This is a genomic window from Conexibacter sp. S30A1, from assembly GCF_023330665.1.
Classification (GTDB): Bacteria; Actinomycetota; Thermoleophilia; order Solirubrobacterales; family Solirubrobacteraceae; genus Palsa-465.
This window is the reverse complement of record NZ_CP097127.1, coordinates 528,303-543,351: the sequence shown is the minus strand read 5'-3', so window position 1 is coordinate 543,351 and position 15,049 is coordinate 528,303. Positions and strand designations below refer to the sequence as shown.

General features: G+C 67.1%; 15 protein-coding genes. 3 read left to right on the top strand and 12 right to left on the bottom strand.

Going from position 1 to position 15,049, the window contains the following annotated elements; translation table 11 throughout:
* Positions 1–39: 39 nt before the first annotated feature.
* The 8 genes from mraY to M3M54_RS02680 all read right to left on the bottom strand — a co-directional run bounded on the left by mraY (position 40) and on the right by M3M54_RS02680 (position 8,890).
* Complete coding sequence (gene mraY, locus M3M54_RS02715) at positions 40–1,134, bottom strand: phospho-N-acetylmuramoyl-pentapeptide-transferase (RefSeq protein WP_249020647.1); 1,095 nt, start codon at positions 1,132–1,134, stop codon at positions 40–42.
* Entirely contained in the window at positions 1,131–2,471 is a 1,341-nt protein-coding gene (gene murF / locus M3M54_RS02710) for a UDP-N-acetylmuramoyl-tripeptide--D-alanyl-D-alanine ligase (protein WP_249020646.1), read from the bottom strand. The genes mraY and murF overlap by 4 nt, the downstream gene beginning before the upstream one ends.
* Before the next feature lie 47 nt (positions 2,472–2,518).
* On the bottom strand, positions 2,519–3,952 hold the full coding sequence (locus tag M3M54_RS02705) for a UDP-N-acetylmuramoyl-L-alanyl-D-glutamate--2,6-diaminopimelate ligase (RefSeq protein ID WP_249020645.1): 1,434 nt from the start codon (positions 3,950–3,952) through the stop codon (positions 2,519–2,521).
* A gap of 16 nt (positions 3,953–3,968) precedes the next feature.
* A complete protein-coding gene (locus M3M54_RS02700) occupies positions 3,969–5,753 on the bottom strand; it encodes a penicillin-binding protein 2 (RefSeq protein WP_249020644.1) in 1,785 nt (594 codons plus the stop codon).
* A gap of 7 nt (positions 5,754–5,760) precedes the next feature.
* Positions 5,761–6,393, bottom strand: coding sequence for a hypothetical protein (locus tag M3M54_RS02695; RefSeq protein ID WP_249020643.1), 633 nt, complete (start codon positions 6,391–6,393; stop codon positions 5,761–5,763).
* 141 nt (positions 6,394–6,534) lie between these two features.
* Positions 6,535–7,494, bottom strand: a complete 960-nt coding sequence (gene rsmH / locus M3M54_RS02690) for a 16S rRNA (cytosine(1402)-N(4))-methyltransferase RsmH (protein ID WP_249020642.1) — start codon at positions 7,492–7,494, stop codon at positions 6,535–6,537.
* Positions 7,478–7,930 (bottom strand): division/cell wall cluster transcriptional repressor MraZ, encoded by a 453-nt coding sequence (locus M3M54_RS02685; RefSeq protein WP_249020641.1) that lies wholly within the window; start codon positions 7,928–7,930, stop codon positions 7,478–7,480. Before M3M54_RS02685 ends, rsmH begins: the two co-directional genes overlap by 17 nt.
* Before the next feature lie 189 nt (positions 7,931–8,119).
* Positions 8,120–8,890: a response regulator transcription factor gene (locus M3M54_RS02680; protein WP_249020640.1), complete on the bottom strand. Its 771-nt coding sequence runs from the start codon at positions 8,888–8,890 to the stop codon at positions 8,120–8,122.
* A gap of 160 nt (positions 8,891–9,050) precedes the next feature.
* On the opposite strand from M3M54_RS02680, the gene M3M54_RS02675 reads away from it, so the two are divergent.
* The 3 genes from M3M54_RS02675 to mptB all read left to right on the top strand — a co-directional run bounded on the left by M3M54_RS02675 (position 9,051) and on the right by mptB (position 11,798).
* Positions 9,051–9,509, top strand: coding sequence for a hypothetical protein (locus M3M54_RS02675; RefSeq protein ID WP_249020639.1), 459 nt, complete (start codon positions 9,051–9,053; stop codon positions 9,507–9,509).
* Positions 9,510–9,601: 92 nt separating this feature from the next.
* Complete coding sequence (locus M3M54_RS02670; protein ID WP_249020638.1) at positions 9,602–10,345, top strand: polyprenol monophosphomannose synthase; 744 nt, start codon at positions 9,602–9,604, stop codon at positions 10,343–10,345.
* 43 nt (positions 10,346–10,388) lie between these two features.
* Positions 10,389–11,798, top strand: a complete 1,410-nt coding sequence (gene mptB / locus M3M54_RS02665) for a polyprenol phosphomannose-dependent alpha 1,6 mannosyltransferase MptB (RefSeq protein ID WP_249020637.1) — start codon at positions 10,389–10,391, stop codon at positions 11,796–11,798.
* A gap of 28 nt (positions 11,799–11,826) precedes the next feature.
* Here the strand turns inward: mptB and cysE are convergent, their stop codons facing one another.
* The 4 genes from cysE to M3M54_RS02645 are packed head-to-tail and all read right to left on the bottom strand — an operon-like array spanning position 11,827 to position 15,027.
* Positions 11,827–12,567 (bottom strand): serine O-acetyltransferase, encoded by a 741-nt coding sequence (gene cysE, locus M3M54_RS02660; RefSeq protein ID WP_249020636.1) that lies wholly within the window; start codon positions 12,565–12,567, stop codon positions 11,827–11,829.
* The gene (gene cysK / locus M3M54_RS02655; RefSeq protein ID WP_249020635.1) at positions 12,564–13,520 is read right to left on the bottom strand and encodes a cysteine synthase A; all 957 of its coding nucleotides are present in this window, start codon (positions 13,518–13,520) and stop codon (positions 12,564–12,566) included. The genes cysE and cysK overlap by 4 nt, the downstream gene beginning before the upstream one ends.
* A gap of 27 nt (positions 13,521–13,547) precedes the next feature.
* Positions 13,548–13,955, bottom strand: a complete 408-nt coding sequence (locus tag M3M54_RS02650) for an Rrf2 family transcriptional regulator (protein WP_249020634.1) — start codon at positions 13,953–13,955, stop codon at positions 13,548–13,550.
* A complete protein-coding gene (locus M3M54_RS02645) occupies positions 13,942–15,027 on the bottom strand; it encodes an HDOD domain-containing protein (RefSeq protein WP_249020633.1) in 1,086 nt (361 codons plus the stop codon). The genes M3M54_RS02650 and M3M54_RS02645 overlap by 14 nt, the downstream gene beginning before the upstream one ends.
* Positions 15,028–15,049: the final 22 nt, after the last annotated feature.

The following is a 15,049-nucleotide window of genomic DNA, read 5'->3' as shown; positions in this document are numbered from 1 at the left end:
TTCAGCGGCTCGGGCACGAGGTCGCAGCGTGGAGATCTCTCAGCGAGCGCTGCTCGTGCCGGCCGGAGGCAATGCTCGCGCACCGATCATGGGCGCCGCAATGCGGACCGCTGCGGGCTGCGAATCGGGCACGGAGATCTGGTAGAGCGTGAAGCCGATCGCCCCGCACGCGGCTGCCACGATCCAGAAGCGCAGCATGATCTTGGTTTCCGACCAGGCCTCCATGACGAAGTGATGGTGGATCGGGGCCATCTTGAAGACGCGCTTGTGAAAGACGCGGAACGAGAAGACCTGAACGATCACGCTGGTCGCCTCAAACACGAAGATCCCGCCAATTACCAGCAGCAGGATCTCGGTGTTGGTCATGACCGCCAGGCCCGCTATCGCGCCCCCGATAGCCAGCGAGCCGGTGTCGCCCATGAACACGCTCGCAGGAAACGCGTTGAACCACAGAAAGCCGATCGAGGCGCCGCACAGGCAACCGGCAACCAGTTCCAGATCGTGGTCCTGCGGTCCAGTGACATAGGTGATTCCGATGTAGGTCAGAAGCGCGATCGCGCCGCAACCGGCGGCAAGGCCATCGAGCCCGTCGGTTAGGTTGACCGCATTGGTCGTGCCCGCAAACACCAGGTAGATGAAGATGATGTAGACGGGCACCGGCAGGCTGATGCTCGCGTCGAACGGTCGCAGCGATACCGAGTCAGACATGCCGGCCCGGTGCGTTGCAACCCACCAGAGGCCGATCGAGATCAGCAGCAGCACCACCATCTTCGTGCGTCCTCGGATCCCGAGCGAGCGGCGCTTGAGGATCTTGGTGTAGTCGTCGGCCAGACCCAGCGCCGCACAGGCCAGCGTCGCGCCGAACACACCCATCGAAGCCCAGTCGTGTGTTGAAAGGAACAGATACGGAATCGCGAACGCGAGCACGATGATGATCCCGCCCATCGTGGGCGTCCCCTTCTTGCCCTGGTGCTGCAGCAGCTCCTCCTGGATCTGCTGGCCGAACGATCTGAGCCGCAGAAAGTCGATGAAGCGCGGGCTCAGGAACAGACACATCAACAGCGATGCCGAGCTCGAGATCAGCACCCTGCCGGCCTGGGTGCTGAGCGAGTGTGTCGCAGCTGTCGCGATCACCATGCGCCACCCGCGATCAAGCGCTCACAGACGCGCTCCAGCCCGACCGCATTGGAGCCCTTCACCAGGACGACATCGCCTGGGCGGACGATCTCAGCGACCAATTCGCTGGCCGCGTCGGCGTCGGAGGCGAGCACCGTCTGGGAGTCGAACGCCTGCGCCATCGCCACGGCGCGCGGGCCGACGCCGACCAGCAGGTCCGCACGGCCGTTCGCGTAGGCACCGACATCGCGGTGGTAGCGCTCGGAGTCAGTGCCCAGCTCGAGCATGTCTCCGAGCACCGCGACGCGCCTTCCGGTCGCTGCGCTGGCAGCCAGCACTTCGAGCGCAGCCTGCATCGAAGCCGGGTTCGCGTTGTAGGCGTCGTTGATCAGCGTGACTCCGCCAGCCGTCACCTGTCGCTTACCACGCCCAGGTGATGGCTCGAATACCAGCCTGTGCCCGGGCCGCACGCCAATGGCATCCGCTGCCGCAATCGCCGCCAACAGGTTGTGGCGCAGGTGCGGCTCTGTGAAGTTGACCTCCAACGCCAGGCGCTCTCCGTGAATGGCGATCTCGAGCTCGGCTGTGTCCTGGCTCACCAGGCGAACATCGCCTTGGACACCGAAGGTGACGGTGCGGACGTCGTCGCGCAGGTGTGGGGCGAGCAACCGCTCGCCCGCCGGCAGCACCGCCGTGGCACCGGGCGCCAGCGCGGCGATCAGTTCCGCCTTCGCGCCGGCCACAGCCTCGAGCGAACCCAGCTGGTCGAGATGCGCTGGGCCGATGCTGACGATCACACCGACATCGGGCTCCGCGATCCGTGCGAGCTCTGCGATCTGCCCAGGTCCACGCATCCCCATCTCCAGCACCAGAACCTCGCTGCCGGCGGGAGCGTGGAGGATCTGCAGGGGCATCCCGATCTCCGTGTTGAAGTTCGCCGCCGAGGCCACTGTCCTGCGGTACGGCGAGATCAGCTTCGCGAGCAGCTCCTTGGTCGTGGTCTTGCCGGTGGATCCGGTCACGGCAATGACACTCGCGCCAAGCTCCCGGCGCCACGCGGTGGCGAGGCGTTGCAACGACTCCAGCGGCTGCTCGGAGACCAGCACGACGCTGTCTTCAGGCGAGCACTCTTGGTCGGGGGCGACAAGCACGCCCCAGGCTCCCGCTGCCTGCGCGGCCCGCGCGAAGGCTCCGCCGTCGGCGTTCCTGCCGGGCAAGCCGACGAAGAGGTCGCCGGCACGCACCTCGCGTGAGTCGATCACGACCCGCGCGGGACCGCGTGCGCCGGCTGCCGACCGGCCAACGAGCGTGGCACCAGCCGCAGCGGCGACCTTGTCAGCGTTCCACGATCTCATCGGGGACCGAGCGTAGCTGTGGAAGCCGACCGACACAGCGGCACCGCTCAGCGACCCCCATGGAACTGGGCCAGCGCTTGGCGTGCGACCGCCGCATCGTCGAATGGCAGCTTCACGCCACCTGCGAACTCCTGTCCCTGCTCGTGACCCTTGCCCGCGATCAGCACCACATCGCCGCTGCGCGCAGCTGCGATCGTCGCGCTGATCGCGGCGCGACGATCGGCGTCGTGCGAGACAGGCCGATCTATCCCCTCCAGGATCTCTGCGATGATCGCCTCGGGCGACTCGGAACGCGGGTTGTCCGAGGTAACCACGACGTGGTCGGCGAGCCTCGCGGCGATCGCGCCCATCAGCGGACGCTTGCCGCGGTCACGGTCGCCGCCGCAGCCGAACACGACATGCAGCTCACCGGTGCAGAGCGCGCGCGCGGTTCTGAGCACGTTCTCGAGCGAGTCCGGCGTATGCGCGTAGTCCACGATCACCGCGAAGTCCTGTCCGGCATCGATTGTCTGGAAACGTCCCGGGACCTGCCCGGCGTGCTCGATCGCGGCAAGAGCCGCGTCAGCGGCGACGCCCAGCTCGCGCGCGGCGGCGTAGGCGCCGAGCACGTTGTACACGTTGAAGCGTCCGCGCAGGGGCGAGCGCACGCTCGCGCTGCCCTCCGGCCCACGGATCACAAAGCGCGAACCTGACAGCTCCGTGTGGACATCGCTGGCCAGGTAGTCGGCGTCGGCTCGGTCGATGGCAAAGGTGCGCGGCGCCTTGACCTGGACGTCTGCCGCCAACCGCCGACCGTAGGGGTCGTCGATGTTCAGAACCGCCCGCGCCGCGGCGACATCCGTGAAGAGGAGGCGCTTTGCTTGAAAGTAGTCCTCCATCGTCACGTGGAAGTCGAGGTGGTCCTGGGTGAGGTTCGTGAACAGGCCCAGGGCGAAGCGGGAAGCCGCTACGCGGCCGAGCGCCAACGCATGCGAGGAGACCTCCATTACGCATGCCACATCGCCACCGTTGAGCATCGCCCTGAACGACCTCTGCAGGTCGATCGCCTCCGGTGTGGTGCGTTCGAGCTGCGCCGGCTCTCCGGCGATGACACTGCCGACGGTCCCCAGCAGACCGGTCTGTCGGCCGTCAGCCTCAAGCATCGCTCGCAGCAGGTGGGCCGTGGTGCTCTTGCCGTTGGTACCGGTGACACCGGCGAGCAGGAGCTGGGATGTCGGGTCGCCGTAGAAGGTTGCGGCGGCCTGTGCCATATGAGCGCGGACGTCGTCCACCACCACCTCCGGAACGCCAAGCCCCAGCGGGTGGTCAACCACCAGCGCCCCAGCGCCACGCCGCACGGCGTCTGCCGCGAACTCGTGGCCGTCCGAGGAGGAGCCGCGGACACAGAAGAACAGGTCGTGTGGCTGCACGCGGCGGTTGTCATAGGCCAGACCGGCGATCGCGACCGCTGGTGCGCCCGGAAACAGGACGTCCAGATCCATCGGCGCCACAGCGTAGCTATGGCGTTGGCGGCATCGCGGGATGCATCGCCGAGGCTGGGCATGCCTTCGGTGGGCAGGGGTCGATGCCAAAGTGCGGCACCGCCCAGCCGACAATCTTCTGGAAGGCGGGCGCGGCGACGCTGCCGCCGTAGATCGAGCCCTGCGGGTCGTCCACGACGACGAGCACCACGAGCTGCGGCTTGCTGGCCGGAACCATCCCCACGAAGGAGGCGACGAACTTGGTTGCGGAGTACTGGCCGTTGACAGCAACCTGCGCGGTGCCTGTCTTGCCAGCCATGTCGTATCCCGGGATCGCGGCGCCTGACGCCGTACCGCCGTCGGCAAGCACGCCACGCAGCATGTAGCGCAGCTCGCGCGCGACCTTCGCCGACACGATACGGCGGCCCTTGGGCTCGGGCACGCGGTGGCCACCGATCGACTGGATGATCTGTGGTGTGTGCAGCACGCCACCGTCGGCGACGGTGTCGTACAGCTGAATCATCTGCATCGGCGTCACCGAGATGCCCTGGCCGAACGGCAGGTTGTACATCGAGAAGCCCGAGTACTGCGACGGTTGCAGCACGATGCCCCGCTGTTCCCCGGGAAGTGCTACCCCCGTCGGCCGGCCGAAGCCGTACTCGCTCACCCAGTGCCCGAAACGCTCGGGCCCAAGTCGCTTGCCGATCTCCACCGCCCCGATGTTGCTCGAGAACTTCAGGATCTGGGCGATCGATAGGTTCTCCCAGCCGTGGGTCTCGGCGTCGGTGACGATGTGGCCGTAGGCCTGCAGGTACGGCGGTATGCGAATCACCGTGGACGGAGTGATGAGGCCGTCTTGCAGCGCGCCTGAGACCGTGACCGCCTTGAAGGTCGAGCCGGGCTCGTAGGAGAAGTCCACCGCCTGATCCTCGGCCGCCGGCAGGCGCCCGTGGACCGAGCTCAGCGCGGTGGCCGGTATGTGGTCGAGGTTGAGCGACGGCCAGTTGGCCAGCGCGAGGATCTGGTCCGTCTGAGGATCGGTGACGATCGCAGTGGCGCCCTGCGGCTTGTACTGTGCCCCCACGCCGTCGAGCACGCTCTGCACCTCGGCTTCGAGCGGCGCGGAGATCGTGAGCCGTATGTTCTGCCCGGGTACCACCGCCTTGGCGGTGGTCACAGCGATGGCCCGACCCTGAGCGTCGATCACCGTCTTGCGCACCCCAGCCCGGCCGGCGAGTTGCTTGTTGAACTCATACTCGAGCCCGTCGAGTCCCTTGTTGCCTCCAACCCAGCCGATCACCTGGGCGAGCTCGCTCCCGCGCGGGTACACGCGGCGTTCGGTCGGCACGTCCCAGATGCCGTTGATCCCGACCGAGCCGCCTACCTGAAGCGACATGATCCGGTCGGCGGTGGCGACGGACACGTCGGCGGCGAGCTCGACGTAGCCGAGCCGTGGGTGACGCAGGAGCGCCAGTGTGCTCGCTGTGGTCCTGCCGACCAAGGGTGCCAGGGCCGTTGCGACGCTCGTCAGGTTCCGGTATGTCTTGTCGATCAGCATCGGGTCGGCATAGATCGCTTCGGCCGGCTCGCTGATTGCGTACGCCACGCCGTTGCGATCGGTGATCTCGCCCCTGAGCGCAGGGACGGGAAGCGTCTGAACCTGCTGGTCGGTCGCAGCCTGACGCAGCGCCGAGGAGCGCACCGTCCCCAGGTAGCCGGCTCGCAGCACGCCGAGCAACAGCAGCACCATGACCGCTCCAAACATGAGCCCGACGCGACGGTCGATCGCATCGACGGAGCGGCGTGGCGTAGTCGTCGACACGTCGCCCCTATCCCCCGGCTCCGCTGCTGGTCGTACCGGCAGCGCTGAGGGTCGTCGTCGGTGCCGTGGGCTGGGCGCCAATCGCACTGAGCGTGGACCCGGCCTGTGTCAGCAGCGCGTCGTGCTGCTGCTCGGCAGCCAACCCAGCGAGGAAAGCCGTCGCAGACGGCTTGCTGATATTGCGGATCGCCGCGCTCACATGCGCGCCAGCCGCCGCTTCCAGGAAGTGCACATCCAGCGGGTTTGGCAGGTGCATACCGTATGAGGCGGCCAACCGCTCAATGCGGCCGTTGTCGCTGAGCGCGGAGATCCTGGCAGCGAGGATCGCGTTGCTGCTCTGCAAGCTCGCCACCTGTTGCACGCCACTGCCCACACTCGCACTCAACTTCAACACCTCGACCCGCAGCCCCACGATCAACACCAGCATCGCCGCCACGAGCGGTATCCATGCCCGGCCCCTGACGATCCTGTCAAGCCGCGGTGCCTGCACACGCAGCGTCCTGCGCGTCGCCGTCGCCTGTGTAGCACCGCGAGCGTCCGCAGCCGCGGTGGCGCGCTCTGCGTGAGCATGGTCAAGCTCGCGCTCAAGCGCGGCGAGCGCCGCCTTGGCACGACCCGACGGGCGCGTCTGTGGTCGCACGCGCGCAGGGCTGCGAACCGCCGCCGATGGCGTCCGGACGGACCCGTCCGAGCGTGGGCTGTACCGCTTGGACGGCTTAGGAGCGGCGCTCGGGCGCTCACGCCCACGGCCAGCTGCGGTGGCTGGGGTCTGAGCCATGCTCTACAGCGCCTCGAGCTTACGGGCTGCGCGCAGGTGCGCGGACCTCGACCTGGGATTTGCCGCGACCTCGCCGGGCGTGGGAGCGATCGCTCGACGAGTGAGCAGCTCCGCCTCGGGCTCACGACCACAGACACAGATCGGCAGCTCGGGCGGGCAAACACAGCCACGGGCACGCTGCGCCAGAAAGCGCTTCACCCGGCGGTCCTCGAGCGAGTGAAACGAGATGACCGCCAGCCTGCCCCCGTCCGCGAGGACGTCCCAGGCCAGCGGCAGCGCCGCATCGAGCTGCGTCAGCTCGTCGTTCACGGCGATGCGCAACGCTTGGAACGTGCGTTTGGCCGGATGCCCGCCGGCGAACTGCGCCGGAACCGGTATCGCAGTCTTGATCACGTCCACCAGTTGCTGGGTCGTCGTCAGGGGAACACGGCCGCGAGCCCTGTTGATCGCTCGCGCGATCGCGCCGGCGAAGCGCTCCTCACCGAATTCACGCAGCAGGCTCGCCAACCTGCGCTCGTCCCACGTGTTGACGATCGTCATCGCGGTGAGCTCCTGAGCCGGGTCCATCCGCATGTCCAGGGGCGCGTCATACGAGTATGAGAAGCCGCGCTCCCACGTATCGAGCTGCATCGACGACATCCCCAGATCCATGTAGACGACGTCAGCCCTCACACCCTCGGCGCGAAGCAGCGCCAGGCCGGCGACAAAGTCGCTGCGGATGAACCGCGTGGCGCAGCCCAGATCGGACGCAAGGTCGGCAAAGCGTTCCTGCGCAAGCGGATCCCGATCGATCCCGACCAGCGTGCCCGCGTGCCCGATCCGTGCGGCCACCAGACGAGCGTGTCCCGCCGCGCCGAGCGTGCAGTCGACGACGACGGCACCGGGTTCCGGGTCGACGAGATCGATCAGCTCGCCGGCCAAGACGGGCACGTGCGGCGTGGTCATGTCAATCAGTGTTGTCAAAGCTCGCAGCTATCTCAGAGAAGCGGGACAGGGCAAGGCTGTTGTAGTGGCCGAAGGCGGTGCGGTCCCAGAGCTGCATGTGGTCCCCGGCTCCCGTGATCACCACGTCGCGGTCCAGTGCCGCGAACTCCCTCGCCGGTTGGGGAAGCACCAGACGGTTCGCGGAGTCGAGCTCCAGATCCCAGGAGTTCCCGTAGAGCAGGTTGCTCAGATCGCGCGCACGAGGACTCAACGGGTTCAACTTCGCCAGCGCTGCAGAGGCAAACGCGTCGTAGTCGTCCGGACGCCAGATCGATAGCGAGCGCGTTTCGCCGATCTCGGTCTCGGGCGAGAACGCGACCACCACTCCGGCCTTCAGAGCCTCGCGATAGCGAGCGGGAATCGTCAGCCGGTTTTTCGTGTCCAGCGAGTGTTCGAAGGTTCCGCGGAAGATCAAGGTTGCTCATGTGGCTTGCGGGAGATTGGAATCCGGGTGGCTGGATGGGAGGAGTCCCGCCACCCGGATCCCTGCATGCGTGCCCCACCTTAACCCATTTTATCCCACTTTGCAACTCGATAAATGCTCCAGGCCCCACCACGCCATCAGCCCGGCCGCGCGCCCCCAGCAGACTGGTCCCCGAACCCTCTACGCCGCCAGCCTGAGTCGTTGAGGGCCCCGGGAACTCCGCATGGCCTCGCCAGGCGGCGCGGGCTCCACAAGTCGGTAGCCGACCCCCCACACGTTGACCACGTAGGCCAACCCTTCGCGCGAGAGCTTCCGACGCAGTCGTGATGCGTGCGAGTCGAGTGTTCGCGTCCTTGTGGCGGTGCTCCCACCGTCGCTCCAGCCCCATACGGTCGCCATCAGCTCAGCCCGCCCGAAGACCCTGCAGGGGTCTCCCGCCAACACCAGCAGAAGGCTGAACTCCTTGTTTGACAGGCAGACTGGCCTGCCACTTACCCAGACCTGCCGGCCGGCCACATCCACCGTCAGCGGGCCGACGCGCAGCCGTGCCGGCACCTTCTTACGTCTCGCTCGGCGCAGCAGGGCGGCCACACGCGCCCGGAGCTCCGCGTAAGCGACGGCGCTGCGAGCGACGCAATCATCACACCCGCGATCAAGCGCCCGGATGCGATCCAGCGCCGAGCCGCCTTCGACGAGAGCAATGATCGGCAGGTCACAGTCCACGGCGGGCTGCAGTGACCCAGCCGAACGGACGCGATCGACCAGAACCAACCCGTCCCCGTCGGGCAGCCTGCGGTCAACCAAGAGCAGACCGACCGGCGCTCTCCCCAAGAGCTCCAGTGCACCGGCCAGCGAGCCGGCTTCGACCACCGCGTATCCGTCGGCGGTCAGGTTGTCACCGAGAAACGCACGCGCCGCGCGGTCCTGGCTTGCCACCAGGATGGTTTCCATGCTGTCTGTTGCCGTCACAGACAATGGAGTCCTCGACGCGGCCGAATTAACCCCCCCTGGCTGCGCGGCAGTGGCTCTTAGGGCGCAAATACCGAGATTCCATGCAACATCACTTTCACGGGTGCGCGCAGGCAGGAGTCGGCCATAAGATGCCGACGGCATGTACCGCCGCGGCAACTATTCCTCAGGAGAGGACTTCGTCCTCGAATATGGAGACCTGCGCTTCACCTTCAACGAGCGCGACTTCAGCGAGCGCTGTGAGCAGGCGGCACGCCGGCTTGGGTTCATCGGCGATGGGATCACCGACGATGAAACCGAGGATCTCATCAACCTGGTGGTCAACGGCGAGGTTACCGATCCGGCCTCGGCGCTGGGCCAGCACGTAAACGATTGCTGGCCGGAGCTCGTGGGTCCGTCTGACCGCTCACTCGTCCACTGGCTCCGGCGGTTGATCTTCCGTAGCGCCTGGCTCGATCAGCGGGTGAAGGAGGGCGAGCTGAGCATCATCTTCGACGATGCCGGCGGTGATTTCGTGTACATCCAGCCCGAGCGAGGCGGCGAGCCGATTGCGTTGGCACCGGAGCCAAGCTGGGGGCGAGTCGCCTACGTCCGGCGCTGAGATGCTAAGCGTCAAATAAGCGCTTAAGCCATCGCTTAGTTTCGCGCGACTCCACTGAGCAAACCGCCCGTTGACCGTTTACGCTGGCGGCAATGAATGCGCGGATCTGGCTGGTAATACCGACCTACAACGAGGCCGAGAACGTCGCACCGGTCGTCCGCGCGGTCGCCGCGGAGATGGCAAGGATCGCGCCGGGTGAGCACCGGATCCTGATCGTTGACGACAACTCGCCAGACGGCACCGGGCGTCTCGCCGACGAGCTCGCGCTCGAGCTGCCGGTGCTTGAGGTCCTTCACCGCAGCGACAAGGGTGGGCTCGGCCGTGCCTACATAGCCGGCTTCCAGCACGCCCTCGCAGGTGGCGCCGAGCTCGTGGTCGAGATGGACGCGGACTTCTCCCACGACCCGCGCTACCTGCAGGAACTTATCGCCGCCGCCGACGACGCCGATCTCGTGCTCGGATCGCGCTATGTACCAGGTGGCGCAGTCCGCAACTGGAGTCTGATGCGTAAGCTGATCAGCCGCGGCGGCAGCACGTACGCACGTCTGGTGCTCGGCATCAAGGTCAGGGATCTGACCGGCGGTTTCAAGTGCATCCGGCGCAACGTGCTGGAGGCGATCGACCTGGACACGCTCCGCGCCGACGGCTACGTATTTCAGATCGAGGTCACCTACCGTGCGATAAGCGCTGGCTTCAAGGTCACGGAGGTCCCGATCCTGTTCGTCGACCGAACCACTGGATCAAGCAAGATGTCGGGGATGATCGCGATCGAGGCGATGCTTCTGGTGCCGAGGCTCCGGCGCCAGCGCACACGTCAGCTGACGAGGTCGCGGTGAGCGCAGATCGCAGGCGGCAGTCGCCCAGGAGCCGTGGGCCGCAGTGAGCGTGCAGGCGCCACTGGGAGCGGCCCTGGACGGTGCTGGCGAGGTCGATACGAGACATCGCCTGCCTGGGCGATCGCCACTACTGCAGCAGCTGCGCGCGGTCGAGCGAGCCCAGCTGGTCGGCGTCAGCGCCACCATCTTCGTCCCGCTGCTGGGCCTGCTGCTCTGCATGGCGGGCACCCGCACACCGTCGCTTGTACCGCAGTCGATCGCTCTGTGGCCGCTCGCATCCGGCATGGCGGGACCGCTGCAGTACGTCGGCATACACCTCAGCGTCGGCGAGGTCGTCACCGGGCTGGTGGCGGTGCTCGCCGCCTACCTGGTCGCGGTCAGATACAGCGATCACGTCCCGGCGCGCGTGACCATATGGGCAGTGATCGCGTTCACGGTGATCGTGCTCGTCGGCCCGCCGATGTTCTCCACCGACGTCTTTTCCTATCAGGCGTACGCGCGGATGTTCGCCCACTATCACATCAACCCATACACGCACGGACCGGACGTCATCCAGCTGGACCCGCTCTACAACTACATAGGCGCAAAATGGATCGCCACGCCGAGCGTCTACGGACCGCTCTTCACGCTGCTCAGCGCGATCTTTGCGATGACCTCGGTCGCGTTCAACGAGTTCGCCTTCAAACTGATCGCCGCCCTCGCGAGCGCGGGCACGATGGTGTTCATCTGGAAGGCCGCCAAGCGCCGCGGCGTCAGCCAGCCGCGCGCGCTCGCCCTCTTCGGCCTGAACCCGCTGGTCACGCTCTACGGTGTCGGCGGTGGCCACAACGACCTGCTGATGCTGTTGCTGAGCACTGCGGGCCTCTACGCCACGCTGGCGCGACGGGACGGCGCGGCCGGCGGTCTGATCACCACCGCAGCCGCGGTGAAGCTGACCGGCGCAATCACCCTGCCCTTCGCACTGGCGAGCGAGACCGGCCACGAACACAGCCGGCGCAAGCGCTTCGTGCTCGCGACCGCAGCGGTGACCGCCGTGGTCGCAGCCATGAGCTACCTGGCCTTCGGAACAGGGGTTTTGCATCTCTCGAGCACGCTGCAGCAGGTTCAGTCCGAAGGCGCGTGGCAAAGCCTCCCAGGCTTCTTCTTCTCAATCGCGCGCTTGCCGGTCTCGCACGCGGTGCAACTGGCGGACGAGGCAGTGCTGGCCGGCATCGTGGCGTGGCTGCTTCGGCGCGTGTGGCAGCGCAGGCTCGACTGGATCGAAGGGGCCGCATGGGCGACGTTCGCAGTGCTCGCAACCGCCTGGTCGCTGTTGCCGTGGTACGTGTGCTGGCTGATGCCACTGGTCGCGCTGACCAACAACCGCCGCCTCTGGCGGATCGCAACCGTGGCGACCCTGATGGGCGGCACGATCATGATCGCTGGTGCCTTCCCCAGCTGGAACTGGTTGTAGACGGGCGTCAGGCTGACGGCTCGCCGCGCTAGCCCCCAGCTGGGCTGGGGCCGCCGAGCGTGGCAGGGCGGACCTCCTGCGGCTGTCCTTCAGGCGACTGCAACAGGTCGGCCGGCTGGAGCGACTCGAGCCGCTCGACCCTCCTGGCCAAGGCTGCCATCGCGTCAGCGATCGGATCGGGCAGATGTGCCCAGTCAGCATCCGGACCGTCGGGCTTGCGCCCCTCGATCCGTACAGGGCGTCCGGGGATACCGACCACCGTCGAATCCGGTGGGACATCGTGAATCACAACTGTGTTCGCGCCGACCTTCGCCCCGCGCCCGACATCGATCGGCCCGAGCAGCTTTGCGCCCGAACCGATGATCACCTCGTCGTGCACCGTGGGGTGGCGCTTGCCGGTCGCAAACCCGGTGCCGCCGAGCGTCACGCCCTGATAGATCGTCACGTCCGCGCCGACCTCCGCCGTCTCACCGATCACGACGCCCATGCCGTGATCGATGAACAGTCCGGGCCCGATCCGGGCGGCGGGGTGAATTTCGATGCCGGTGAAAGATCGTGTCAGGAGCGCGATCATACGGGCCGGCAAGCGCCATCCGGCAGCGAAGAGACGGCTGGCGACGCGGTGCGCCAACAGCGCCTGCACACCGGGCCAGGCGGCGAGTATCTGAAGCGACGAGACACCCTCTGCAGCCGGATCACGGCTGCGCACGGCCGCCAGATCGCGCCTCACCTCGGTGATCGCCGCCCGGCAAGGCCTCGCCAAACTCATCGCCACACGCTACTCCGGCCACCGTCAGGCGCGAACCAGGCAAGCGAGACGTAGCGCTCGCCAGAGTCTGGCAAAACCACCGCGATCCTCGCTCGCGCGAACTCAGGCCGGGCCGCCATCATCAGGGCCCCCGCGACGGCAGCCCCGGCCGAGATCCCGGCGAGCACCCCTTCGCGCGAGGCGAGGTGCTGTGCGGCCAACACCGCGACATCATCGGCGATCGGCAGCACCTCGTCGATCACCTCGCGGTTGAGCACCTTCGGCACAAAGCCAGCACCGATCCCCTGGATGCGATGCGGGCCTGCAACCCCGCCCGAGAGCACCGGCGAAGCGGCTGGCTCGACCGCCACCACACGCACCTTCGGGTTGCGGCTCTTCAGGTACTCGCCAACCCCGGTGATCGTGCCCCCGGTGCCGACACCGGCGACGAACACGTCGATGCGGCCGTCAAGTGCATCCCACAACTCAGGGCCCGTGCCCCGGCGGTGAGCTTCGGGGTTGGCTGGATTCGCGAACTGATCAGGGAGGTACACATCGTCGCGGCCGGCCATGTCCTTGGCGGCCTGTACCGCCTCGTGCATACCACCAAGAGACTCGGTCACCTCGACGCGCGCGCCGTAGAGCGCCAGCAGCCGCTCGCGCTCACGGCTCATGCCCTGCGGCAGGGTGAGCACGAGGTCATACCCCTTCGCGGCGCAAACGAAGGCCAGCGCAATCCCGGTGTTCCCGCTTGTGGCCTCGACGATCGTCGTGCGACCCGGTTCTATCCGACCCTCGCTCTCCGCCGCCTCGATCATGGCCAGACCAATGCGGTCCTTGATGCTGCCGCCGGGGTTGAAGGCCTCCACCTTCGCGAACAGTGCCGCTTCCGAGTCCGGCGGCAGCGTCCGCGTCAGCCGAACCAGTGGTGTGTGGCCGACGTACGCGGCAATGCTGTTGGCGGCTTGAACCATGCAGCGCTGAATCTAGCGGCGGCGGCCTCAGATGAAGTACATGGCCTGACCTTCGACCCGCGCCTCGCGCTCGGCTGCCTCCGCAACTGTGCAGTCGCGCAGCACCGCAGTGGCGGCTCGGGCGGCGTCAGCGAACACCCCGCGGGCCTGCGCGCCGAGCGGCCCGTCCAAGAGTTCCACGACCTCGAGCACGGTCACTTCCGTCGCGGATCGGGCGAAGCTGTAACCACCCTTTACCCCGCGCTGCGAGCGCAGGACACCCGCGCGCCTGAGGGTCGCGAGCAGTTGCTCCAAGAACTGCAGCGGTATCTGACCACGCCGGGCAAGCTCGGCGACGGGCACCGGGCCTCCGTCGCCGAGGCGGTGCAGTTCGATCAGCGCACTCAGCGCGTATCGGGATTTGCTGGTGATTGAAAGCAGCTCAGATCCATCCACGTTCGGTCGCTATGAGGACCGCCTGGGCACGATCCATCGCGCCCAGTTTGCCGTAGACGTTGTGCAGATGCGTGCGCACAGTGCTGGTCGAGAGCCCAAGCTCGGATGCGATCTGCTTGTAGACCATGCCTCTGGCAAGCCGTCTGAGCACGTCGACCTCGCGGGCGGACATCGGACAAGGGTCGATCTGACGGGGTCGGTCGGAGCTGATAGCAGTCGGCAGCTCATACATGATGCGCCGCAGCTGCTCGGCGCTGAGGTTGACCGTGCGCGCGGCGCCCAGCAGCTCCGATGGGGCAACCGAGGCGCCGAGCAGGTAGTGAGCGAGCATATCCGCAAGCCTGATGATCGCCGCCTCGCCACTGGCGTTTGTGGAGTGGTGCGCCTCGATCGCCTGGGCCACCGCCGCCGGCATCCCCCAGCGCCTGGCCACCACCCCGCCGACGACTGCATGGTCCACCCCGAGCTCACGTCGTTCGCGAGCCACGCGCTCATCCGGTGTCCGCGCATCGGCGTGGACCTGAGCCGGATACCCCGGATAGGCGTGCACGAGCACGAGCTTGCCGAGGTCGTGCATCATCGAGGTCACCATCAGCCGGTCGCGTTCCTCGTGATGCACCTCTGCAGCGATCCGCTCGGCGGCTCGCTGCGTGGCGCTGCCGTGCAGCCGTAGGCGCTCCGGAAGGTTCTGCCACGCAGCGGTGCGCTCGAAGAAGTCATAGGTGCGTGCACGCTGCACGATCGCCAGGATGGTGGCAGAGGAGAGCATCTCGACCGCGCGCACGGCGCTGTCCACGCGGCCACGGGAGGCTTTCTCGCCGCGGTTGGCCAGCCGCATCACGGCGATCGTCAGAGCGAGGTCACCTTCGACAGCTCGCACCAGGTCAGCCGTGGTCGGCTCTCCCTCGGCAAACAGGTCAACCACCCGGTCGCGCGTCGCATTCAGCATCGGGAAGGCCTCGAGCGCCTCGAATGCAGAGGTCAGGCGCCTACCCTGGCCCTCGTTGTGGTGGCGCTCACGGGCGGCTGCCGGGTCGGTGGGACGGCCGATCGTGTTTGCGGTGAGGGCCACTTGCTGGTTGTGCGCAGGAGAG

Coding starts and splice junctions, on each gene's coding strand:
- M3M54_RS02675 (WP_249020639.1), top strand. CDS start 9,051: ATGTACCGCCGCGGCAACTATTCCTCAGGAGAGGACTTCGTCCTCGAA.
- cysK (WP_249020635.1), bottom strand. CDS start 13,520: ATGGTTCAAGCCGCCAACAGCATTGCCGCGTACGTCGGCCACACACCA.
- M3M54_RS02680 (WP_249020640.1), bottom strand. CDS start 8,890: ATGGAAACCATCCTGGTGGCAAGCCAGGACCGCGCGGCGCGTGCGTTT.
- M3M54_RS02670 (WP_249020638.1), top strand. CDS start 9,602: ATGAATGCGCGGATCTGGCTGGTAATACCGACCTACAACGAGGCCGAG.
- murF (WP_249020646.1), bottom strand. CDS start 2,471: ATGAGATCGTGGAACGCTGACAAGGTCGCCGCTGCGGCTGGTGCCACG.
- cysE (WP_249020636.1), bottom strand. CDS start 12,567: ATGAGTTTGGCGAGGCCTTGCCGGGCGGCGATCACCGAGGTGAGGCGC.
- M3M54_RS02705 (WP_249020645.1), bottom strand. CDS start 3,952: ATGGATCTGGACGTCCTGTTTCCGGGCGCACCAGCGGTCGCGATCGCC.